At 40.2% G+C, this 22,644-nt stretch carries 19 protein-coding genes and 2 riboswitches; of the genes, 13 read left to right on the top strand and 6 right to left on the bottom strand.

The features are described 5' to 3' along the window. Positions 1 to 7 precede the first annotated feature (7 nt). Together IEX12_RS09715 and IEX12_RS09720 are read right to left on the bottom strand one after the other, a co-directional pair. Positions 8 to 1,318: a nucleobase:cation symporter-2 family protein gene (locus IEX12_RS09715; protein ID WP_188725054.1), complete on the bottom strand. Its 1,311-nt coding sequence runs from the start codon at positions 1,316 to 1,318 to the stop codon at positions 8 to 10. Further along, complete coding sequence (locus IEX12_RS09720; protein ID WP_088053176.1) at positions 1,315 to 1,902, bottom strand: xanthine phosphoribosyltransferase; 588 nt, start codon at positions 1,900 to 1,902, stop codon at positions 1,315 to 1,317. The genes IEX12_RS09715 and IEX12_RS09720 overlap by 4 nt, the downstream gene beginning before the upstream one ends. Positions 1,903 to 2,051: 149 nt before the next feature. After that, positions 2,052 to 2,153: riboswitch (purine riboswitch) on the bottom strand. 164 nt (positions 2,154 to 2,317) lie between these two features. Between IEX12_RS09720 and sda the strand changes: the two genes are divergently transcribed. After that, positions 2,318 to 2,449, top strand: coding sequence for a sporulation histidine kinase inhibitor Sda (gene sda, locus IEX12_RS09725; protein ID WP_088053178.1), 132 nt, complete (start codon positions 2,318 to 2,320; stop codon positions 2,447 to 2,449). A 264-nt stretch (positions 2,450 to 2,713) separates the two neighbouring features. Here the strand turns inward: sda and IEX12_RS09730 are convergent, their stop codons facing one another. The 3 genes from IEX12_RS09730 to IEX12_RS09740 are packed head-to-tail and all read right to left on the bottom strand — an operon-like array spanning position 2,714 to position 5,255. After that, on the bottom strand, positions 2,714 to 3,214 hold the full coding sequence (locus IEX12_RS09730; protein ID WP_088053179.1) for a hypothetical protein: 501 nt from the start codon (positions 3,212 to 3,214) through the stop codon (positions 2,714 to 2,716). Positions 3,215 to 3,223: 9 nt separating this feature from the next. Beyond that, positions 3,224 to 4,234, bottom strand: a complete 1,011-nt coding sequence (locus IEX12_RS09735; protein WP_159457856.1) for a DUF3231 family protein — start codon at positions 4,232 to 4,234, stop codon at positions 3,224 to 3,226. 13 nt (positions 4,235 to 4,247) lie between these two features. Beyond that, positions 4,248 to 5,255 carry a DUF3231 family protein gene (locus tag IEX12_RS09740; protein ID WP_088053181.1) on the bottom strand — a complete coding sequence of 336 codons (1,008 nt, stop codon included), beginning with the start codon at positions 5,253 to 5,255 and terminating at the stop codon, positions 4,248 to 4,250. Positions 5,256 to 5,408: 153 nt separating this feature from the next. Here IEX12_RS09740 and IEX12_RS09745 point away from each other — a divergent pair, with 153 nt between their 5' ends. The 12 genes from IEX12_RS09745 to oxdD all read left to right on the top strand — a co-directional run bounded on the left by IEX12_RS09745 (position 5,409) and on the right by oxdD (position 22,209). Further along, a complete protein-coding gene (locus IEX12_RS09745; protein WP_188725055.1) occupies positions 5,409 to 6,968 on the top strand; it encodes a spore germination protein in 1,560 nt (519 codons plus the stop codon). Continuing rightward, the gene (locus IEX12_RS09750; RefSeq protein ID WP_102415891.1) at positions 6,965 to 8,062 is read left to right on the top strand and encodes a GerAB/ArcD/ProY family transporter; all 1,098 of its coding nucleotides are present in this window, start codon (positions 6,965 to 6,967) and stop codon (positions 8,060 to 8,062) included. Before IEX12_RS09745 ends, IEX12_RS09750 begins: the two co-directional genes overlap by 4 nt. A 4-nt stretch (positions 8,063 to 8,066) precedes the next feature. Further along, positions 8,067 to 9,236: a Ger(x)C family spore germination protein gene (locus IEX12_RS09755; protein ID WP_188725056.1), complete on the top strand. Its 1,170-nt coding sequence runs from the start codon at positions 8,067 to 8,069 to the stop codon at positions 9,234 to 9,236. 1 nt (position 9,237) lies between these two features. Then, the gene (locus IEX12_RS09760) at positions 9,238 to 9,423 is read left to right on the top strand and encodes a hypothetical protein (protein ID WP_155555148.1); all 186 of its coding nucleotides are present in this window, start codon (positions 9,238 to 9,240) and stop codon (positions 9,421 to 9,423) included. A 258-nt stretch (positions 9,424 to 9,681) separates the two neighbouring features. Further along, positions 9,682 to 10,641, top strand: coding sequence for an AAA family ATPase (locus tag IEX12_RS09765; RefSeq protein ID WP_102415889.1), 960 nt, complete (start codon positions 9,682 to 9,684; stop codon positions 10,639 to 10,641). Further along, positions 10,641 to 11,909, top strand: coding sequence for a DUF58 domain-containing protein (locus IEX12_RS09770; RefSeq protein WP_188725057.1), 1,269 nt, complete (start codon positions 10,641 to 10,643; stop codon positions 11,907 to 11,909). Before IEX12_RS09765 ends, IEX12_RS09770 begins: the two co-directional genes overlap by 1 nt. Then, positions 11,906 to 14,131 carry a transglutaminase TgpA family protein gene (locus IEX12_RS09775; RefSeq protein WP_188725058.1) on the top strand — a complete coding sequence of 742 codons (2,226 nt, stop codon included), beginning with the start codon at positions 11,906 to 11,908 and terminating at the stop codon, positions 14,129 to 14,131. The genes IEX12_RS09770 and IEX12_RS09775 overlap by 4 nt, the downstream gene beginning before the upstream one ends. A 115-nt stretch (positions 14,132 to 14,246) precedes the next feature. Beyond that, positions 14,247 to 14,348, top strand: a riboswitch (purine riboswitch). A 430-nt stretch (positions 14,349 to 14,778) separates the two neighbouring features. Continuing rightward, entirely contained in the window at positions 14,779 to 16,311 is a 1,533-nt protein-coding gene (gene guaA / locus IEX12_RS09780; RefSeq protein ID WP_155555147.1) for a glutamine-hydrolyzing GMP synthase, read from the top strand. 865 nt (positions 16,312 to 17,176) lie between these two features. After that, a complete protein-coding gene (locus IEX12_RS09785; protein ID WP_188725059.1) occupies positions 17,177 to 17,437 on the top strand; it encodes a hypothetical protein in 261 nt (86 codons plus the stop codon). A 1,220-nt stretch (positions 17,438 to 18,657) separates the two neighbouring features. Continuing rightward, complete coding sequence (locus IEX12_RS09790) at positions 18,658 to 20,190, top strand: multicopper oxidase family protein (protein ID WP_188725067.1); 1,533 nt, start codon at positions 18,658 to 18,660, stop codon at positions 20,188 to 20,190. 33 nt (positions 20,191 to 20,223) lie between these two features. Further along, entirely contained in the window at positions 20,224 to 20,814 is a 591-nt protein-coding gene (locus IEX12_RS09795) for a hypothetical protein (RefSeq protein WP_188725060.1), read from the top strand. A 186-nt stretch (positions 20,815 to 21,000) separates the two neighbouring features. Next, positions 21,001 to 22,209: an oxalate decarboxylase gene (oxdD, locus tag IEX12_RS09800; RefSeq protein ID WP_188725061.1), complete on the top strand. Its 1,209-nt coding sequence runs from the start codon at positions 21,001 to 21,003 to the stop codon at positions 22,207 to 22,209. Here oxdD and IEX12_RS09805 read toward each other — a convergent pair. Next, entirely contained in the window at positions 22,206 to 22,610 is a 405-nt protein-coding gene (locus tag IEX12_RS09805) for a DUF6944 family repetitive protein (protein ID WP_188725062.1), read from the bottom strand. The two genes, oxdD and IEX12_RS09805, sit on opposite strands and share 4 nt — an antisense overlap. Positions 22,611 to 22,644: the final 34 nt, after the last annotated feature.

A 22,644-nucleotide genomic window follows, 5' to 3' on the forward strand; every position in this document is an offset into this window, starting at 1 on the left:
TCCAGCACTATGCTTCTTGTTCATACAACACCGATGTCCGCTTCCTTTTCCTTGCAGGCAGCATATTGAACATAATATTTAGTGCAATTGCTGTTATACTGCCGGCAACAATTCCATTACTCGTCAAGATTTGTATACTTGATGGAAGGTTTACGAATAAATCCGGAGCCACGGTCACGCCAAGTCCCATTCCAACTGAACAGGCAATAATCATGGAGTTTTCCTGTGAATCGGAATCGGCAATAATGCCGCTAAGCATTTTAATTCCTTGTGAGACAACCATACCGAACATGGCAATCATCGCTCCACCTAAAACGGAAGCAGGGATAATTGTTGCCAGAGCGGCTATTTTCGGTAAGAATCCAAGAGCTACAAGCATCAGACCGGTAAGCAAAATGACTTTACGGGAGCGAATACCGGACATCTGCAACAAGCCGACATTTTGCGAAAATGTTGTATATGGAAATGCATTGAAAATTCCACCGATTATGGCGGCGAGGCCTTCTGCACGATAGCCTTTTGTCAGATCCTGTTCCTGCAAATCCTTTTCACAAATATCGCCAAGGGCAAAATAAACACCAGTTGATTCGACTAGTGAAACCATTGCGACTAGTGTCATCGTTAGGATAGCGGGCCATTCGAAAGTTGGAAAACCGAAATGGAAAGGCTCTACCACATGGAAAAAGGATGCTTCGGTTACTGGTGTAAAGTCCACTTTTCCCATCACCACAGCAACAACTGTACCTGCAACCAGTCCAAGCAGGATCGAGATTGAACGAATAAATCCAGAAGAGAAACGATAAATAAGTATAATCAACAATAATGTCCCAAACCCTAGTAAAATATTCGACAGGGATCCAAAATCACTTGCTCCGTCACCACCACCCAAATTATTTACCGCAACGGGAATAAGCGTAATCCCGATAACGGTGACAACAGAGCCTGTCACAACAGGTGGAAAAAATTTTACCAGCTTGCCAAAAAAACTACTGACGAGAACAACAATTATTCCAGATGCAATGACAGATCCGTAAACGGCAGATACACCAAATTGGCCACCAATTGCAATAATTGGACCAACCGCGGTAAACGTACAGCCAAGCACAACTGGAAGGCCGATCCCAATAAAACGGCTGCTGGTAATTTGTAAAATAGTTGCAATCCCGCACATCAAAATATCAATGGAAACAAGGTAGGTCAGTTCATTTGCATTAAAACCCAACGCTCCACCAATAATCAAGGGAACGATAACCGCTCCTGCATACATGGCCAAAAGGTGCTGAATTCCTAAGGTAGTATGTTTCAAGGTATTTTTCATTTCGCATGAACCTCCTCAAAAAATTCCACTATGCCGTTTTGTAATGAGCGGATAGTTGTCAAAGATTCTACACGAATCCCGCGATCACGGATGAGTTTGCCGCCGGGCTGAAACCCTTTTTCAATAACGATGCCGATCCCGGCAAGCGAAGCACCAGTCTGTTCTACAATTTTCATTAATCCAAATGCGGCTTGTCCATTTGCCAAGAAGTCATCGATAATCAGTACCGTGTCATCATCGTGAATAAAATCCTTGGATATGGAGATATCATTTGATTCTTTTTTGGTGTAGGAATAAACACTTGCGGTATATAGATCATCGGATAAGGTTAACGATTTACGCTTGCGGGCAAAAATCACCGGTACACCTAACGCAAGACCAGTCATTGTTGCTGGCGCAATCCCGGAAGACTCAATGGAAAGGATTTTCGTGATAGTGGAATTTCGAAAACGTTCAGCGAATTCCTCCCCGATTTCTTTCATTAGTGTTGGGTCAATTTGATGATTTAAAAATGAGTCCACCTTTAATACGTTGTCCGATAGTACTTTCCCTTCTTGCCTAATTTTATCTTTTAGTATTTGCATACTTGCCTCTCCTCTCTTGTTTTGTCGATCCATGGAAAAGTAAAAAAGCCCGAGGACCGTGCATCCATTCATTATATGAGTGGAGCAAGGTCCTTCGAGCTATATAGTCGAAAGGAAGAGAAAAGAAGCCATGCCAAATTGCATGTTCTTTTCTTTTCATTGCTGCTCATAGTCAGTCTGTTTACGGCAAACCGGTAGATACTTGCAGGCCATATTCCCGCGATTATATGAGTGAATGCTGTATAGAATGTTCCTATTATATCATGCGAAAAACAAATTTCAACATGATTTGTTGTTGCCAGGGAATTTTCCAAAAAACAAAAATTTCGCCAAAATACTTGACAAGTTGTCGTAACATAGTAAAATAACAAGTGTTTGTGACTAATATAGTAGAGAAGGATGGGTATTTTGAACGATGCATAACTTGAGTAATGAGCAACTTGTTGAAGCCTATACGAAGGCGAAGGAATTAAACCTTGACACGGAATTTGTGAGGAATCTTGATAAGGAATTAAGAAACAGACTGATATTTATGATAAAAAAATAGATTGTATTACGGTAATCGCTGCAAGGAATTTTGATTTAGGTGCAGCGAATTTTTATTGTCTATAAATGGTAGAAATTGTATATGGAAGATGACAGAACAATTAAAACAGCAACATAGGGCTTAAGGGCTCAGTGCTAAAGTGCTTCCAATAATTCATTCAAATTACTTCTCCGTCCTTTCTTTTATTCACCTGAATTTATATTGATCACCATTATTGCTGCATTTCTCTATGTATAAAATATGATTAAAGGAGGGCTGCTTCCTTCATTCAACCCGCCCTCCAGTTTCATCCGACTTAACCTTTAGCATAATAAATTGAATAATGAATCCGACCACGATGCCAATCGGTAAAAACAATATTGGCAGCCACATTGGTCCAATCAAGACACCAAATAAGGTAAGTTTGGGAGAAAAAATTAACCCAAGTGTTACAAAATAGGCGGAGAAAACAAAAGGCATAAAGGAATATGGCTTTGTTCCACCACCTACTCCCCTATAGGCATCCCAAATCGCAAAAAAATACAGACATGGATAAAACATGAGCCACTGATAGTTTGTTTGCTCAATAGCTTCTTGAATTTTACCATGATAACTTAACACAATGATGGTGTTGAAATTTCCTTGTACATTAACGATAAATTCTAAAGCAATTAATGAAAGACCCTTAATATAGTGTGCATTCAATAACTGGCCAAACCCTGGAAAGGCAATACTCCATAGCAGCATTTCTGATCGTTTACTTCGGGACTCTCTGTTATTTTGCATCGTTGTAACCTACTTCGCTAAATCTTTTCGATCTGCTGCTATTGGTGGTTGCTCCATCCATCCGTTGTCGATCAAAATAGTAGCCCCTTTATTGGAATACTTGGCTATTTCTGCTATTAGTCGAGTATAGTGGACACCTAAATCGTGTCGTGGACTGATTGACATCGATGTACCGTATTGTCCCATGCCAGACGCGATTAGGGTCGTAACCAGCGTCATCATCAGCTTGTCCGAGAAAGGGGAAACGGTTGAATTGGTTACTTCTGATGTTAGGATACGGGCTCCATCATCTATATAATCGTCCTTTATAATCGAGGAGAATATTTCCAATTGTTTTCCTGCAATGTCACGCCCTTTTTCAAAGTATTTTCTAACCTCTTTTGAGTTGGCAACTTGGGCAAACCCTGCAACAAGTGCCTGACCGAGAGCGTTGCGCCTTGTGTTTAATACAAGTGCAGTAATTTCTACACCAAGTAACGGTCTGCGCTCCCCAAACCAGCCTGTTAAAAAGCTATCATTGGTCACAAATTCAGTTTGCTTCGCCTTCGGTATTTGCGGATAACGAATGTAAAGCCCTTTCTCTTTCGCGTTAGCTTTGGTCAATTTATTCAATTTCTGTGTTTCATCCAGGGCAGTTGAATAAAAGCTAATAATGTCATCCCGTTCAACTTGGGATAAGGCCAATCCGTAAATGGCTAAATTGAAATTGGCAACGTTCAGCATTAATTCAAGGTAAATCCGATCGGAAAAAAGTCTTGGTGCATCCAAGTGGACATCATTTTCGGTAAATCCAATTGGAACAGGGTAACCTTCAGCAGTAAAAATTTCCGTTAATGTTATTTGATGCTCCTCTGATATAGCTAATAGTTTTTCCAAAATGATCCGGATTTGTGGGTCATCGACGTTTTGCAGAAAATGACGCAATCCGCAAATCATCATCGTATCATTTTGATAGGAAGTCCAAAGCGCAGAAATTTCTGCGACTGTTAATTCTTCTGAATAATTGTCGTTAGCTGCCATCATTTTCATCCCTTTACTTTTTGGAATTTACTAAATCGTCCCGAGCAACCATTCGTGGTGGCTCCTCCAACCATCCATTGTCGATCATGATGTTGGTACCATCCTCCGAATATAAGGCGATTTCCCCGCTGAGACGGGTATAATGTGTAATTAAATCCCGTCTGATGTTTGTCGAGATGCTCATCCCGTAAAATGAAATTCCAAGACCGATCATTGCGGTAACATGCATCATCATCAGTTTATCGGAAAATGGGGAAGTTTCGTTGGCATCGGTTACCATGGCATCCGATCCTGATGGTACAGGAACATCCCCTTCGCGCAATACAGAACTGAATACTTCGGCGTGTTTCTTGGCAATATGAATTCCCCGTTTAATATACTCTGTGACCTCTTTGGATTTTGCTACTTGGCTGAACCCTGTCAATGTTGCAACACCTAAATTGTTGCGTGCAATATTGGTGTACAGATTGGCAATTTCCAAAGCGGTCAAAGGTCTGCGTTCCCCAAACCAGCCAGTAAGGAAACTTTGCTTTTTTACGAAATCGACCTCTTTCGGCACGGGAATAATCGGCGGTTTGTTCATAAGCCCTTTTGTTAACGCAATGAGTGAAGCCTTTTGATGCAGTTCATTATATTGACGAAAACCTTCTGAAAAAAACAAATAAATATCTTCTCTGGTAGATGCGCTTATCGCCTGAGTAAATGATCCCATTCCAAGTGAGCCCATTTGTACAACATATTGTAAAAAGAAGTTATCCGTATATAGTCTCGGTGCCTCGACATTGACATCCTGATCGGTGAAAGCAATCGGTATAGGGAAATTTTCTTTCTTAAATATTCGCGTAAGCTTATCCAATTGGGTTTGCTCAAGTGTTAGAGCATCTTGGATAACCGGTTTTATTTCTTCGTCCTCAACCTTGCTAGTAAAATATTTTAGCACGGCAGATGTGATACTGGCATTTTGATATGCCCGCCATATATTTGCAATTTCAGCAGATGTTAAGTTTTGTTTCAGTTCCATCGAATGTATCCTCCTTTAACTGTCCATTCTGTGGTTTTCTTAGTTTGTCAATTATCTATTGTTATATACAGTTTCTCCTGATTTCGTATAAAAGCAGGAGAAGATGGGAAACAAAAGGGAAAGGCATATCGTTTACGAGGAGGGGAATTTTAAATGGGTTCATTTTTTAAACGAAAAAAGCAAGACAAAAAGAAAAAACAGCAAACAAAAGATGAGGACTTTTCCATTCAGATCGGCAAAAATTTAGATAAAAATATGGAAAACATCAAGAAAATGCTGGAGCAGCCAAATGATCTGATTATCCGGAAGTTTTCCATCCGAAATACAAACCATAAGGGTGCGATCGTCTGTATTGATGGGTTAATTGATACGGCAGAAGTAGATAATGATATCCTCCTGCGTATTCAAGGGGTAACCGAAAGAAAAGAATTGCCTCACAATACAAAACAAATGTTTGAAGTGATTTACCAGGAAATGATTTCGGTCAGCGACATTCAAAAGGGGAAGACACTGGATGATGTCACCAATGCCATTTTGTATGGAAGCGCGGTGTTCTATTTAGATGGTATTGATGAAGTACTCATTATGGATACAAAAGGATGGGAAAGCCGTTCGATCGAGGAACCGATAACAGAGCCGGTCATTCGTGGTCCGAGAGAAGGGTTTGTTGAAAATGTCCGTACGAATATGGTGCTGATCAGACGCTACATCAGGGATCCGAATTTGCGTTTTAAAACACGGAAAGTTGGCCGCCGTTCCAAGAAAGTTCTTGTTGTTACCTATATGGAAGGAATTACCCATCCGGATTTGTTAAAGGAGATTAATCGCAGACTTGACACAATTGATATGGATGATGCTCCGGAGTCCGGATTTATTGAACAATGGATAGAGGACAGTTTTTTATCCCCTTTCCCGCAAGTTATGAACACGGAAAGACCAGATAAAGTAGCGATGGGACTGCTGGAAGGGAAAGTCGCGATTATATTGGATGGAACGCCAATGGTGCTAATCTTGCCGTTTAATATTGGCGATGCCTTGCAGACACCAGAGGATTATTATGAACGCTGGGCGATCGGGTCACTACTCAGGGCTTTACGTTACCTGGCAGCATTTATCGCCATGTTCGTACCAGCTTTATATATCGCACTAGTTTCCTTTCATCAAGGAATGATCCCCTCGAAGCTTGCTTTCTCGATCGCAGCTACAAGGGAAGGGGTTCCCTTTCCGGCATTTGTAGAGGCGATGTTAATGGCTGTAACGATGGAATTATTACGGGAAGCAGGAGCAAGATTGCCACGAACAATCGGACAAACAATCGGCATTGTCGGCGGACTGGTAATTGGCGATGCTGCTGTACAGGCGGGGATTGTTAGTCCGGTTATGGTAATTGTTGTTGCGCTGACAGCAATTGCCTCTTTTTCCCTGCCGGCATACAGTGTTGCCATATCATTTCGGTTGATTCGTTTTGGCTTTATGATTGCCGCAGCATTTTTTGGCCTTTACGGGATCATTCTTGCGTACATTATGGTAAACATTCATATTGTAAATTTAAAAAGTATCGGTGTACCTTATTCCGCTCCATTCGCGCCAAGCTTTTTCTCTGATTGGAAGGACCTCGTTTTTCGCGCGCCTATTCAGGTATTAACAAAACGTCCGCAATACCTGAAGCCCACGGACCAGAAATCCGGAAATAAAGGAGAAAATGGATCATGAAATGGTTTGAATATGGGAACGAAAAAATTAGTCACCGGGAAATTCTGGTTGCGATTCCTTCGATGGTGATCGCTGTTGGCGTTCTATCTCTGCCAAGGGATTTAGCAGCAGCGACAGTTGGTTCCGATGGCTGGATACTGCTAGTGATCAGCGGGGGGGTTATTGTCTTTATTACCTGGCTGATGGCGAGGCTTGCAACGAAATTTCCGAGACAATCCTTTCTTACCTATTCATCCAAAATTGTGACAAAACCGGTAGCGGTTGTGATGACATTTATTTTTATTGCGATTGCGATTGCCCTGGCCGCCCTGGAGGTGCGGGAAATATCAGATATCTCGAAACAATATTTATTTGATCGGACCCCGGTTGAAATAATATCATTATCCTTCTTGCTTGTCGTTGTTTATGCCGTTTCAGGTTCAAGGGCAGGTATTTTCAGATTGAATCTGATGTTTCTGCCAATCATTCTTATTATTGCTATCGCCGTGTTTGTCTTTAATATTGGCTGGTTTTCATTGGGAAATTTATTACCCGTATTTGAAACAGACTTTACGGGTGTTGGAAGGGGACTTACGACTGGACTGCTGTCCTATATGGGATTTGGGATTATTCTGTTTTATACTTCTCTGGTAGATAATCCCGCTAAAGTACCAAGGTCAGCCGTAATCGGGATGTGTATCCCTGTTTTGCTGTATATATTGATTTTTATTACCTGTATTGGCGTATTCGGAAATTCCGTTACATCGAATTTGATTTTTCCGACGATTGAATTGGCAAAAGAAGTCGATATACCAGGTGGCTTCTTTGAACGATTTGAATCTATATTTTTTGTTATTTGGATCATGGCGATTTTTAATACGACTGTAATGGCCATTGATGTTGCCTTACTTGCGCTTAGTTCGATTTTTAAAAACAAGTCAAAAATGAAAATCGTTTGTGTTTTATCCCCGGTTGTTTACCTGATCGCTATGTATCCGGAAGATTTACTCGATGTTTCAGCATTGGGGGGATATTTAAGTTACTTTGCAATATCCTACACATCCATCGTGACCATTTTACTGAGTGTAATTGCCAAGGTAAGGAAGGTGAAATAAGTTGATGAGACGCAGGCTGTTGTTACTTGTTTCCAGCTCGTTTGTTTTGCTGTTAACCGGATGCTGGGATCAGGTAGATATCGAAGAGCGTGGATTCATTATCGGATCGGGGATTGATATGGCGGATGAGCAGAAGAAACAGGGGCGTGTTCTAACGTTGACCCATCAATTTGTTGTACCAGCAGGGCTTGGGGCACCAATGCAGGGCGGAGGTGATCAGAAAGCCTTCGATAATTTATCCGCATCGGGAGAAAGCATGTTTGAAATTTCCCGGAAAATGACAGAGCAATCAAGCAAGCTTCCCTTTTACAGACACGAAAAGATTATAGTGATTTCCAACGAGGTTGCCAAGCTTCCGTATTTATTTGGTGAAATGATGGATATTTTCTTGCGTAATCCGGAAATGCGCCGCAGTATTAAGGTTGCCGTTGCGGACGGCAAGGCTGAGGATGTACTGAATACGAAACCGGAAAGTGAAAAAATACCTGCTATTTATCTTGATTCGGTAATGGAAAACAGTTTTGAGAATGCCTCGGGAATGGAGCCAGTCAAGATTGGTGAAGTCCATGAGTTTCTAATGGGAAAAATGAGCTATGTTTTACCGCGGATAATTGCCAGGGAAAAAAGTGTTGAATCAGAAGGATCTGCAGTTTTTCAGGGGTACAATAACCAAATGATCGGTACCCTTAACGATGCTGAAACAAAAGCCTTGAATTTAATCATAGGAAAAGCAAAGCAAGGGATCATCAATATTTCTCTTAATCAAAAGAATATAACGTATGAAATGGAGGAAGCCAAAAGCAAAATCAAACTTGATACAAACGACATAAGGCACCTCGATGTTTACGTTGACATTAACGTATCAGGGGTTATTTCGGAGACATTCGGAACGGAAAACCTTTTTCAGCGAAGCACATTTAAAGAGATCGAAAAGCACGTGTCCAGAGAAATTGAAACGAAAGCGGAACAAACGATTAAAAAAGCCCAGCAAGAATTGAAGACGGATATCTTTGGCATTGGCAATATGTTAAAGGAACGCCATTACGATCAATGGCAGCAGATACATGACAATTGGGATCGTGGTGCAAATTACTTTTCCCAAAGTACATTCCATGTAAATACAACCACCAGAATCAGAACAACCGGTAACGTTAATAAATCAAAGAATGAATAAGATGGGTGTGAACGTGATGTGGAAGCACTTTTTAGGGCTTTTGCCTGAACCAATTGTGATTTTTTATACCATATTAGCATTTCTGGTGCCATTAATTGTTTATAAGCTTAATCGGAAGTTGCACCGTTTTGGTGATCCACCGTGGAAGAAGAAAGAGAAGGGGGTGGATGAAGATCCGCATGCGTAGCGGCTAAACCCGGCATTCCAACTATTTTGCCAATTCGGTAAATACGGGATGCCGGTTTTCGTGTGAAAACAGTATGAATTTGCGACAAGCGAGTGGAATTCCTTTTCCAAACACGTTTAAAATCTTTTAGAACAGCTAATACTGGAATTAAAATAATTGAAATAATCAAAAACTGCCTATAATTGTGCTTTTACTTCAAGATGTATTTTTAGTATGATTAAGGTAAGGAAAACGCTGGTGTCAGGAAGGAGCAGCCACATGCAAGAAACCATTTTATATAATGAAAAAATAGAAAAGGTATTATCCAATATTAATAGAGTCATGATCGGGAAGGAGAGGGAGGCGACATTAAGCCTGGTCGCATTACTTGCAGGCGGGCACGTGTTGCTTGAAGATGTTCCCGGTGTCGGAAAAACGATGCTTGTACGAACACTTGCCAAATCACTTGATTGCGATTTTAGAAGAATTCAATTTACCCCGGATCTGTTGCCATCAGATGTGACAGGGGTATCGATTTATAATCCAAAAGAGATGGAATTCGAATTTCGCGCTGGACCAATACTTGGAAATATTGTCCTAGCTGATGAAATTAATCGGACTTCGCCAAAAACACAGTCTGCCCTTTTGGAAGGGATGGAGGAAAAAAGCGTTACCGTTGATGGGAATACAATCCCGCTAAATGCTCCTTTCTTTGTGATGGCTACACAAAATCCAATCGAATATGAAGGGACATACCCACTGCCGGAAGCACAACTGGACCGCTTTTTATTGAAATTGAAAATGGGTTATCCTGCCCCGGATGAAGAAGTGGAAATGTTGGAACGTACTTCAACACATCACCCGATCGAAAATATAACCGCTGTTATGACAAAGGAGCAGCTAATCGGGGTGCAGGAAGAGGTAAACAATGTTTACATGGATCATCATGTCAAGCGGTATATTGTCAATCTGGCTGCTGCAACAAGAACCCATCCGGCAATTTTTCTCGGAAGCAGTCCGAGGGCATCCATTGCCCTGATGAAGGCAGCAAAAGCCTATGCATATATTTATTCGCGTGACTATGTGGTCCCTGATGATGTAAAGTATTTAGCCCCGTTTGTTCTGTCCCATCGGGTTATCTTAACGTCTGAGGCAAAATATGATGGACTGACGAGCGAGCAGGTCATCCAGACAATCGTAAGTAATGCGCATGTGCCGATTCGAAAGGAATTTCGGTAATGAACCGGCCGATACGATTTATCGGTAAACTCTTCTTTATTATTGCGCTTTTCCTTTCGCTGTTTTCATTCGCTATGTTTCAAGGTGGGTTTGTCAGCTGGTTCTTATTTTTCGGTTATCTGCCCATTTTCCTGTTATCTGTCGGACTGCTTTTATACCCGATAAATAAATGGCAGGTAACCAGAACACTTTCAAGGTACTTTGCCCACTCTGGCGATACCATAACAGTAAGGATACGGATTAAACGCTCTATCCCATACCCGCTTTATTATTGTGTCTTTGAAGAAATTCTGCCGGAGTCGTTGAACAAGCTGGACAATCGTACGGAAAAATATCATTATTTAGATCACCCGGAAAAGTTAAAAGCTAACCGTACCATGAAGCAGGTTGTATTTCCAGGGTTTAAGCGAACGCTGGAGTTAGCCTATCAAATAGAACAGGTACCCAGGGGGGAGCACCATTTTCAAGCAATCCGGATTAAAACAGGTGACATAGTTGGCTTTGTGAAAAAGGAGCATATTTTTCAAGTTGCAGATCAGCTTGTTGCTTATCCGAATCAACGTTTAATCAAGATGACAGAACGAATCAGCAGCTTTGAACAGGGCTCAGTGTCGTCGAATAGATTAAATTTAAAAAATACCAACGTTGCAACGGGCATTCGTGAGTATCTCCCCGGTGATAAATTTTCCTGGATCGACTGGAAGCAAACAGCAAAAAAGAATACCATGATGACGAAAGAATTTGAACAGGAAAAAAGCACGGATACTGTAGTCGTATTGGATAGCTGCTATTACAAAGGAATAAATTTATTAGCATATGAAGCAGCAGTTGAAATCAGTCTGTCGATGATGGAAGAACTAAAAAAGCAACAATCAAAAACGGGTTTTATCTCCATTGGCAAGAGAACTGCCTACTTTTCAATGCAACGTGACCAAGGAGAAAAGGACCTGCTGATGCAACATCTAACAAAGGATCAGCCTGATGGATTTGCATCCTTTGGAGTTAAATTAAGGGAAGAATCCTTGGGAATGGCAAGTGGCAGCATTGTCATGATTGTAACGACCCATTTGGATGATATGCTGGAGAGTACGATTAAACAAATAAGTCAACGGTCAAAACGGGTAGTTGTTCATTTTGTCCAGGCAGCCCAGTCGATTACCGAACATGAACATCATATCGTTAAGCAGCTCCGGCTTAGTGGAGCCGTGGTGAACGTACTATCGGAACAGCAATTAATACAGCACACGATCGAGGTGAGTATAGTATGAGTGCTTCCGCAACAAATAAAATACCATTTCTCTATACCTCGGTTCTGTATTTTTTAGGTTTTTTCCTATTTTTGGAATGGATATATCCTGTCCAGCAAATTACCGATACGAGTAATTTGGCTATTTTTATTGTCTATGCGGCGTTTTGCTTTATTATTTCCATGTTTCAAATGAAATGGTGGCTATCATTCCTGTTAAAAGGACTGACGATGCTATTCATTATTCATACACTTTTTCTGCCTTACACGTTCTTAAGTAAACTATGGCTGCAAAGCTTTTATATAGAATTTGCTTTTAATATACAAGCGCTGGTGCAGCAAAATTGGTATGACATGACAGCCCTATTTCGCAGCTTTTTATTTCTTTTACTGATTTGGCTTATGAGCTATCTGATGTATTATTGGTTTGTCGTGATGAAGCGGATTTTTCTGTTCGTGCTATTAACGGTTATTTACGTAACGATATTGGATACGTTTACGGTCTATGAAGCAGATGGATCGATTGTTCGAACCTTCATTATCTCCTTTATTGCTTTTGGGCTTGCTAATTTTTTTAAGGTAATTGACCATGAATCCATTCGTTTTGCATGGCTTAAAAAGACATCGGTGTGGTTAGTACCGCTAATTGCAGTTGTGCTATTTTCGACGTTAGTCGGCTATGCAGCACCAAAGTTTGCTCCGAAATGGCCGGATCCAGTTCCATTTTTAAAAAGTGCCGCAGAAGGAGCGGGTCATTCCGGTGCAGGGTCGGGTATTCATAAGGTTGGTTACGGGGAGGATGATTCCCGGCTTGGTGGCTCATTTGTTCAGGATTATACACCAGTTTTCCAGGCAGCAGCGAAAGAAGAGCATTATTGGCGGATTGAAACAAAGGATGTTTATACTGGAAAAGGATGGGAACCATCGAAAGACCCAAGCTATCAGGAACAGCAGGATGGCCGGATTGCGCTGGAAACATTCGATCCTGGTGTTGAAACAGAACGTCATGAAACCATTGTCGAGTTTCAGGGAAATACGAACATCGAAAAATTGCTTTATCCGTATGGTATTCGTCAGGTAGAAGCAGAATCAGATACAGAATTTTTACTTGATGAAAATACAGGTGAAATACGAACGCAGGCAAACGGGAAGGATGTCAGTCTGGCAACCTACACGATTACGTATGATTACCCGTCATTTGCGATTGACCAATTACGTGAGACAACTGCAGAAGATCCAAGTGATATAAAAGAGAAATATACGCAATTACCAGCATCATTGCCGGCAAGAGTTGGTGAGTTGGCAAAAGAAATTACGGCTGCGGCGGACAATCGCTACGATAAAGCCCGTGCGGTGGAAAGCTATTTTGGACGGAATGGCTTTACGTACCAGACAAATGACATCCCGGTTCCAAAAAGGGGTCAGGATTATGTTGATCAATTTTTGTTTGATTCTCAAAAGGGGTATTGCGATAACTATTCGTCGTCAATGGTCGTGATGCTTAGAACACTCGGTATCCCGGCGAGATGGGCGAAGGGGTTCACAAGTGGCGAAAAAATTGCCGACAATATCGGTGATACTGATAATACGTATGATGTGTACGAGGTAACAAGTGCAAATGCCCATTCATGGGTGGAGGTCTATTTTCCGGGATCTGGCTGGGTGCCGTTTGAGCCAACGCAAGGTTTTTCCAATTTAACCGATTTTCATGTCGATGTAGAAAATCTGGATGAAAACGCACAAGACGAAGCAGTCGAAGCCCCGTCTGAACAGGATAAAGAAAAGCCGGAGCAGGAAATGCAGCAAGAAAAAGAAGCGGAAAATGAGACAGCAACAACAAGTGCCACCGCCGATAATTCCGGCTTCCGGGTAAGTTGGGGCTATGTTGGAATAGGTGGCGTTCTATTGTTACTGCTGGCTATTGCAGGTTACCGATTACGGTTTCGTTTTAAAACCATTATACTGTCGATAAAATTTAACCGTAAAACTGGTGCCAAAACATTTCAGGAAGCATATCACCATTTATTAAAACTGTTAAAACACAGCGGGCTGGCAATGGAGCCCGGGCAAACCCTCCGGGAATACGCGAAGCGGATCGATAACCGTTATGGAACACATGAAATGGGGATGCTTACTGATCATTATGAACGGATGCTGTATAATAATAAGATGGAGCAAAGTCAAACCGAAACGAAGAAGCTAAATGAATTATGGAAAAATTTAATTAAACGAATCAGTGCTTGACCATGATTGTTTATGTTAGTAGAATATATAACAGCGAATCCACCTTGTTTACGGAAACGATGCAGTCTATCAGGCAGGATTCGCTTACTAACCAGAAAACTTTCTTGAATAAAGAATAAAATGAATATAACGCGTTCGTATATCCTCGAAAATATGGTTCGAAAGTTTCTACCAGGGCACCATAAATGCCTTGACTATGAAGGCGGAATATCTATGGTTATATCGAGCCTGGATTTCTGCCTTTTTGTAGCTATGTTGCTGCATAAAGGGTGGGAATTCGGTTCTTTGCTTTTAAGTGAGTTTATGATTGGATTTTGGAAGCCCTATTAGTTGAGTAGGGCGTGATATTGATTGGGCAGGATGCTTTTAGGTAAATAGATCGAGTTGCACGGATTTCGATAGAGTAGGAAGGAAAAACGATCGAGCAGCTCATAATTTCGATCGATAGGCAGTGGAATCAATCACGGCGTCGGAATTTCGATCGAACCAGGCGCATTTTTAATCGGCACCTGTTTTGTTACTAATTTTTGGGACGATTAAGTTTGCCTCGCAAAAAAATGACTGCTTAACGGGAGAACCACATAAGACGGGAAATCACCGCAACTCGGGAGGCAGCACCCCAAACATAAAACAGTAGGAGTGGTAGCATGGATAAAGAAACAATTTTAGTATTAGATTTTGGCAGCCAGTACAACCAGCTAATCACCAGACGTATTCGAGAATTTGGTGTTTATAGTGAGCTTCATTCCCATAAGCTATCAGCAGACGAAATTAAACAGATGAATCCTTCAGGTATCATTTTATCTGGAGGCCCTCATAGTGTATACGATGAAAATAGCTTTCGCTGTGACGAGAAAATTTTTGACTTGGATATCCCCATTTTGGGTATTTGCTATGGAATGCAACTAATGACACTACATTTTGGTGGAAAGGTTGAAAAGGCAAAAAACCGTGAATATGGCAAGGCACTTATTGAACTGAGCCATGATCCCCTTCTATTTCAGGAAACTCCAAATCAGCAAACCGTGTGGATGAGTCATGGTGATAAAGTGATCGAGGCCCCAGCTACATTCCAAATTGACGCCACAAGTTATTCTACGCCAATTGCCGCGATGAGCGATCCAAAGCGAAGATTGTACGGCGTTCAGTTCCATCCGGAGGTTCGCCATTCGGAATATGGGAATCATCTATTGAAGCAATTCGTCTTTGCCGTATGCCAATGTACTGGTGACTGGACAATTGAAAACTTTATTGACATGGAAGTGGCAAAGATCCAAGAAAAGGTTGGAAATCGTAAAGTGTTATGCGCTCTAAGCGGTGGTGTTGACTCATCAGTCGTTGCTGCCCTTATACACAAAGCAATTGGTGATCAGCTGACATGTATTTTTGTTGATCATGGATTACTACGGAAAAATGAAGCAACCGATGTAATGAAAACATTTGCCGATGGCTTTCATATGAATATTATCAAAATCGATGCTCAAGACCGCTTTTTATCCAAGCTTGCCGGTGTGAGCGACCCGGAACAAAAACGGAAAATTATCGGCAACGAATTTATTTACGTGTTTGATGATGAAGCCGCAAAATTAAAAGACATTGATTTTCTTGCGCAGGGCACATTGTATACGGATGTAATTGAAAGCGGAACTGAGACGGCCCAAACAATCAAATCGCATCACAATGTCGGCGGTCTTCCGGAAAACATGCAATTTGAATTAATTGAGCCGTTGAACACGTTGTTTAAAGATGAAGTTCGGGAGCTGGGTATCCAACTCGGTGTTCCAGAACATATCGTATGGCGTCAGCCTTTTCCTGGACCAGGCTTAGCCATCCGTGTTTTAGGTGCAGTGGACGAAGAAAAGCTTGCCATTGTTCGGGAATCGGATGCTATATTACGGGAGGAAATTGCGAACGCTGGTTTAGAACGCGATATCTGGCAATACTTTACCGTGCTTCCTGATATCCGCAGTGTCGGGGTTATGGGAGACGCACGGACATACGACTACACAATTGGGATCCGTGCCGTGACATCAATTGATGGAATGACATCGGATTGGGCACGTATTCCTTGGGATGTTCTGGAAAAAATTTCTACACGGATTGTTAACGAGGTAGAGCATATTAATCGGGTTGTGTATGATGTGACGAGTAAGCCGCCGGCGACGATTGAGTGGGAGTAAAGAGCTAACTTAATTTGGAGAGAGAACGCCTATTTAACAGTGTTTATCTTAATCTTAAATTGACAAATTGGTATAAAATAATATAGTTCCCTGCCAAAATCCCTGCCAAAAATAATTTGGTAGGGGTATTTTTTTAATAATTATACATCCAAAATTCAATGTAATATCAATTGGTATTTTTCTGTTTTCTGAATAAAATTTACAGATGCAGGTATGACTGTGAATAGTGCAATCGGATTTGTACGGAGTTATGGGTGAAGTTATTATTATAAGTAAGAGTGTTGAGATGTAGTCGAGAAAGGAGTTAATTAAATTATTAACTTTGATGTTTAGTCAAGAGTGGAACTGACGGGATTCAAACCCGTTTTGATTGAATTGTTCTCTACAAAAAGTTAGTATAAATAAGGATCTCAATTGTGATAAAATAGAGGATAATTTGTAATGTTAGAAGTGGACGACAAATGATAACTATGAATATCGTGTTAGGAATTATTGCTTATATGCTTTCCATTATCATTTTTCGACTCTATTTACGATATTTTTTAAAATTAAGTTAAGAGATTAGAAGCTAGCGATATAAAAACGAAATACTAGAGCAAGATAAAAAACTATAGCTTTAATCATGATATTAGATAAGGAGAAAAAAGATGTCTTTTTTGGCGTACCAGAGAGTGCCTTTAATTCCATTTCGTCAGATCAGGTTTATATCTATAAGGGGTAGCGAAATAAAAGAGGTAATAAAGGATTTAACCCTTGAATCGAAAGTGGGATTCCATTTTTTCTGATAGTGTTCTCTTGTTTGGTATCGCCCAAGCCCAACATGCATAACTTAAAAATAGTTCAAGAAAAGAAGGAGGTTTATAGTGTGAAGGTTGGTACTGACGGAAATGGCAGTAACTATGTAGATACGCAGCAATTCGTTGGACAAAGTTTAGTTATGATGGGAGAAGCACTTTCTCTTCTAGGGCAAACAATTGCTCTAAAAGAAGAAAAAGATGTACATTTTCAAGAACATAAGATGAAAAAAACACAGGAACAACAACTTAAACAACTGAAAGAAATAATTGAGCAATTGCACCAACAAATAATATTTTTACAAAAACAAATAGAAAATATGTCTTTTTGAGATTCATTTAAACAGAGTTATTCTGTTTATAATGCTTTCAACCATGGATCAATATGTTTAAACAAGCAAAAAAATATCCATCCCTATACGATGATGGAAAGCAGCTATAACCTATCTGATCGGTAAAGGGTATTATCCCAGGAGTGCACATCAAATTGTATAATTATGGAAAATTAATGAAATGCTTGATTAAAATGACATACTCTAAAGGACTCTTAAAGAGTTCTTTTTTATTTTTATTGATTCTAAAGCCAGAGCATAGTTTGGTGATTTAGGTGTATTTTAACCAATTGGCTGTGGGCATAAAACAAATACAATGCTTTACGACTGAATAGTTGTTTTATTTCTTATATCATATTTTAAATACCCAGGAATACAATATTAATGGATTATGAATGGATGGGCGGTCTTCAAACGGATTATCAACTTAAAGAATTTATAGGTTAATGGACACAAGCAATTGGAACAGTCATTTTTGCAATTAGAAATACACCATTTAATGTGTATGGGAGCTGGATACAAGTGATTTCAGCTATTGACCAAACGAAAAATTGATGGAAGAAAACAATAAATACAAAGGTTTTTGTGCCAACAAACGAAAATATTTAATGGAGGATTCGATCTGTTTTTAGGGCAGCTTTATTGGATTCTAGAGTAAGAACCAAATTTTTATCTTGCATAATCTGTGGTGTCCCAACGGTAAGGTTAATTGAAAAAGGAAATTATACATAAGGCTATGCATATCTTTTATAGAGAAAAGGGGTAGTTAGGTGGATTCGAAGGTTTATATATTAATATTGCATTCTTAACGGCGTAATATCTGCTCCTTTAATTCCTAGGTAAGTGGGTGATACAAATCGAGCTTTTTGTTCGCCTTTTTATTAATCAATGTGATCTAGAGTGCTTAGTTTTCATTCGACAATTTAGAAAACGGAGGAATCTGAATGAATATTAATGATGGCGTTTCACATAATTCGCACAACTTTTCCAAACCCTGTACTAACCCACACTGTTTTAATCCAAATTGTAAATGTGGAGATCAATGTAAATGCACTTCTGAAAACCAATGTGACAGTACGGAAGCAAATTCACATAATATGCATAACGGTTCCAAACCCTGTACCAACCCACACTGTAATAATCCAAATTGTAAATGTGGGGATCAATGTAAATGCACACCTAACAACCAATGCGGCTGTAATGAAACAAATCCCCCCAAAATCAACCTCACTAAATTTGTAGATGAACTTCCCATCCCACCTGTTTTAAAACCTCGATGGAAAGATCAGTTTTATACTTATTATGAAGTAAATATGACTGAATTCAAGCAATCACTCCATAGTGAGTTAAATGATACAACGGTTTGGGGGTACGAAGGAAGCTATCCGGGGCCTACCATTGAAGTGGAAAGCGGAGAAATCGTGTTTATTAAATGGATCAACAATCTACCAGATAAGCATCTGTTGCCTGTAGACTATACGGTACATGGTGCCCATATGGACGTACCGGAAGTGCGAACGGTGGTACATGTACACGGTGCTTGTGTTGAATGGGAAAGCGATGGCTACCCAGAGGCTTGGTTTACAAAGGGATTCAAACAAGTCGGTCGATATTTTAGAAAGCAAGTATATCGATATGATAATTGCAATCATGCTTGCACCCTCTGGTATCATGACCATACGCTTGGTATCACTAGGCTTAATATTTATGCTGGATTGGCAGGATTCTATCTGATCAGAGATCAACGGGAACGTTACCTGAATTTACCAAGTGGGACATATGATATCCCTCTTATGCTACAAGACAGGACTTTTAATAAGGATGGTTCTCTCTATTACCCGAAGCAGCCAGAACAACCAATCCCGGAATTAGAAACGTCGATCATTCCTGAATTTATCGGGGATACCATTTTGGTGAATGGCAAAGTATACCCCTATTTAAAAGTGGAGCCACGCAAATATCGATTTAGGCTGCTAAACGCATCCAACACGCGTTTCTTTAGGATGAAGCTTGATTCAGGTCAACTTATGTATCAAATTGCGACGGATGGAGGATTCATGGAGTACCCGATAGGAGTAACAGAGATTATGTTATCACCTGCAGAACGAGCAGAAGTAATCATTGATTTTACCAATCTTGAGGGTAAATCCATTATTATGACAAACGATGCGCCTGCTCCCTTTCCAACTGGAGATCCAGTAGATGAAAATACAGGTACAGTGATGCAGTTTAGTGTAACTCTTCCCTTGTCTAGTGTGGATACGAGTGTTATCCCGGCTAATATGATGTCCTTACCCCAACTAAATGAACAGTCGGCTTCAAGGGTAAGATACCTAACTTTAAATGACAATATGGATAAATACGGTCGTGAATTCATGCTATTGGATAATAAACAGTGGGATGCCCCCATAACAGAAAATCCTAAATTGGGATCAACCGAAATATGGTATCTTATTAACTTAACGGACGATTCACATCCTATCCACATTCACTTAATTGATTTTCAAATATTAGATCGGAGAGATTTTGATGTAGAAAAGTACAATAAGGAGGGAGTTATCCATTATACTGGCCCGGCGACGCCTCCCGAACCCCAAGAACGAGGAGGAAAGGATACAGTAAGAGCTAACCCAAAACAGGTAACCCGAATTATCATGAAATTTGGTCCTTTTACAGGGTTGTATGTATGGCACTGTCATATATTGGAGCATGAGGATTGGGAAATGATGCGACCGTTTATGGTTATTCGATAAATGACTGTGCTCTGTAAATAAGGGGGGTAGTGGATGTTATTAATTTTAAGTATATTAATAGTATTAGGTTATACTACTTGTTTAATTTGCAAAATACCTTCCAATTCAGATAAATTAACTGGCATGACAGGCATGACAATTGTAATGTCATTAGGAATGGTGTCAAGTCTGGTTATTGGATTAATCGCAGGAATTGTTTATAAAAATGATTTAACTTCTTCAACGATTCTTGCAATGATTTTAAGTGTGATTGTAGGGTTTTTTTTAGGTAAACGGTTGGGCTTGCTTGTAACAATTGAAGGAATGGCAGCTGCACTAATGGGTAGCATGATGGGGGCAATGCTGGGAGAAATGTTACCTTCAGGGAACTTTAAAATAATGTTAGCATTTATGGATGTCTTATATATCATAGTTGTGTCTTTGATCTTTCTTCTAATTAGTAATATTTTAAGGGAAAGTAGTGATAAAGCTCCCACTTTTATTAATAAATACATGTCAATCTTCATAATGGTTATTTTAACAGTTAGTGTATTGATCACTACTTTTTATGATGGTAACTCTGTTAGAAAGCAGAATAATGATCATCCTGTTGAAAATCAAATGGATGAGCATAATCACCATTAAAATTGAATAATACAAATGTTTGTTTTAAATGTTCAAGTGAATTGTTTTAGCATATATCAACAGTTAGCCATAAAGATGTAAGAAGTAGGTTCTTATATCGATAGGCACAGTAACATAGCCCAAGTCATACACCACGAACAAGGATTTTTCTATTCCTGTATAATCTCATAAAAGAGGTGGTTTTTTATGGAGAATCGCACTATTAATCAAGTGGAGGGAAAGGTGCCGCAACCTATCCGAAGTGATGGAGCTGGAGCGATTGACTCCGGCCCGCGTAATATAATGCGCGATCTTCAAAATCCGAATATGCTCGTCCCACCTATTACAGATGCAGGCTTGCTTCCTAACTTGAAATTCTCATTCTCGGACACCTATATGACATTAAATAACGGGGGATGGTCCCGGGAGGTCACCGCCAGAGAACTTCCGATAGCGACCACTCTCTCGGGAGTAAATATGAGCTTAACGGCCGGCGGAGTACGTGAACTCCATTGGCATCAAGAAGCAGAATGGGCTTATATGCTACTAGGACGGGCACGCATAACCTCGGTTGACCAAGAAGGACGAAATTTCATTGTCGACGTCGGCCCAGGCGATCTTTGGTACTTCCCCCCTGGAATACCACATTCGATTCAAGGGTTGGAACATTGCGAATTTCTACTTGTTTTCGATGACGGAAACTTTTCCGATCTTAACACCTTATCCATCTCTGATTGGTTTGCACATACGCCAAAAGATGTCCTGTCCGCCAATTTCGGTGTACCAGAGAGTGCCTTTAATTCCATTCCGTCAGATCAGGTTTATATCTACCAGGGAAAGGTACCCGGTTCTCTGGAAAGTCAAGAAGTCCAGTCACCTTATGGAGAAGTTCCTTTAACATTCAAGCACGAACTGTTGAAACAAATACCAATCAAAACACCTGGTGGAAGCGTACGAATTGTGGACTCTTCTAACTTCCCTATTTCAAAAACAATCGCAGCAGCACTCGTTGAGATTGAGCCTGGTGGAATGAGAGAACTTCATTGGCATCCTAATAACGACGAGTGGCAGTATTACCTTACCGGACAAGGGCGCATGACGGTATTTACTGGAAACGGTACAGCACGTACATTTGACTATAGAGCAGGTGATGTCGGATATGTACCCTTTGCTACTGGTCACTATATTCAGAACACCGGTACCGAAACGTTATGGTTTTTAGAAATGTTCAAAAGCAATCGCTTTGTAGACGTATCTCTAAACCAATGGATGGCACTGACTCCTAAAGAGCTAGTTCAAAGCAACTTGAATGTTGGATCAGAATTGCTAGATTTTCTACACAAGGAGAAATGGCCTGTTGTGAAATATCCTGGGTTTTCCTACTACCCAAATAGCAGAAAAGGGAAACAAAGCTAATGCAATGTTTCCTTTTCTGATACGTCAATTTCATTATCTTCTTCTTTTATTTGACCAATCAATGTCATTACAGAGCCAGTTGCTTGTATCCAACTACCACTAATTTCTAATGTTTCAATATTTTCATCTATTTTATAGCCTTTATGGTCAACATGTTTATTTTCTAATTCATACATTCCTGCTATAGCCTGCAATGAATTACCTATAGATTGTAACAGATTACCTATTATGTTATATATTTGACCTGAAGCTGTAGGATCATTTAATTCATCTGCTAGTGAAACAAGTCCACCTAAGGCTTGGATTAAGTTTCCAGAAATTATCAACTTCTGTTCCGTCACTAGCATTGCATAAATATAGTCAAAATGTTCAGTAAGTACTATTCCCGTAATTTTTGCCAAAAAGTCAAAGTCCAATCAAAGGTGGCACCGTCCA

Origin of the sequence: Lentibacillus populi (genome assembly GCA_014642895.1) — a bacterium.
Lineage (GTDB): Bacteria > Bacillota > Bacilli > Bacillales > Amphibacillaceae > Lentibacillus_C > Lentibacillus_C populi.

Coding starts and splice junctions, on each gene's coding strand:
- IEX12_RS09715 (WP_188725054.1), bottom strand. CDS start 1,318: ATGAAAAATACCTTGAAACATACTACCTTAGGAATTCAGCACCTTTTG.
- IEX12_RS09720 (WP_088053176.1), bottom strand. CDS start 1,902: ATGCAAATACTAAAAGATAAAATTAGGCAAGAAGGGAAAGTACTATCG.
- sda (WP_088053178.1), top strand. CDS start 2,318: ATGCATAACTTGAGTAATGAGCAACTTGTTGAAGCCTATACGAAGGCG.
- IEX12_RS09730 (WP_088053179.1), bottom strand. CDS start 3,214: ATGCAAAATAACAGAGAGTCCCGAAGTAAACGATCAGAAATGCTGCTA.
- IEX12_RS09735 (WP_159457856.1), bottom strand. CDS start 4,234: ATGGCAGCTAACGACAATTATTCAGAAGAATTAACAGTCGCAGAAATT.
- IEX12_RS09740 (WP_088053181.1), bottom strand. CDS start 5,255: ATGGAACTGAAACAAAACTTAACATCTGCTGAAATTGCAAATATATGG.
- IEX12_RS09745 (WP_188725055.1), top strand. CDS start 5,409: ATGGGTTCATTTTTTAAACGAAAAAAGCAAGACAAAAAGAAAAAACAG.
- IEX12_RS09750 (WP_102415891.1), top strand. CDS start 6,965: ATGAAATGGTTTGAATATGGGAACGAAAAAATTAGTCACCGGGAAATT.
- IEX12_RS09755 (WP_188725056.1), top strand. CDS start 8,067: ATGAGACGCAGGCTGTTGTTACTTGTTTCCAGCTCGTTTGTTTTGCTG.
- IEX12_RS09760 (WP_155555148.1), top strand. CDS start 9,238: ATGGGTGTGAACGTGATGTGGAAGCACTTTTTAGGGCTTTTGCCTGAA.
- IEX12_RS09765 (WP_102415889.1), top strand. CDS start 9,682: ATGCAAGAAACCATTTTATATAATGAAAAAATAGAAAAGGTATTATCC.
- IEX12_RS09770 (WP_188725057.1), top strand. CDS start 10,641: ATGAACCGGCCGATACGATTTATCGGTAAACTCTTCTTTATTATTGCG.
- IEX12_RS09775 (WP_188725058.1), top strand. CDS start 11,906: ATGAGTGCTTCCGCAACAAATAAAATACCATTTCTCTATACCTCGGTT.
- guaA (WP_155555147.1), top strand. CDS start 14,779: ATGGATAAAGAAACAATTTTAGTATTAGATTTTGGCAGCCAGTACAAC.
- IEX12_RS09795 (WP_188725060.1), top strand. CDS start 20,224: ATGTTATTAATTTTAAGTATATTAATAGTATTAGGTTATACTACTTGT.
- oxdD (WP_188725061.1), top strand. CDS start 21,001: ATGGAGAATCGCACTATTAATCAAGTGGAGGGAAAGGTGCCGCAACCT.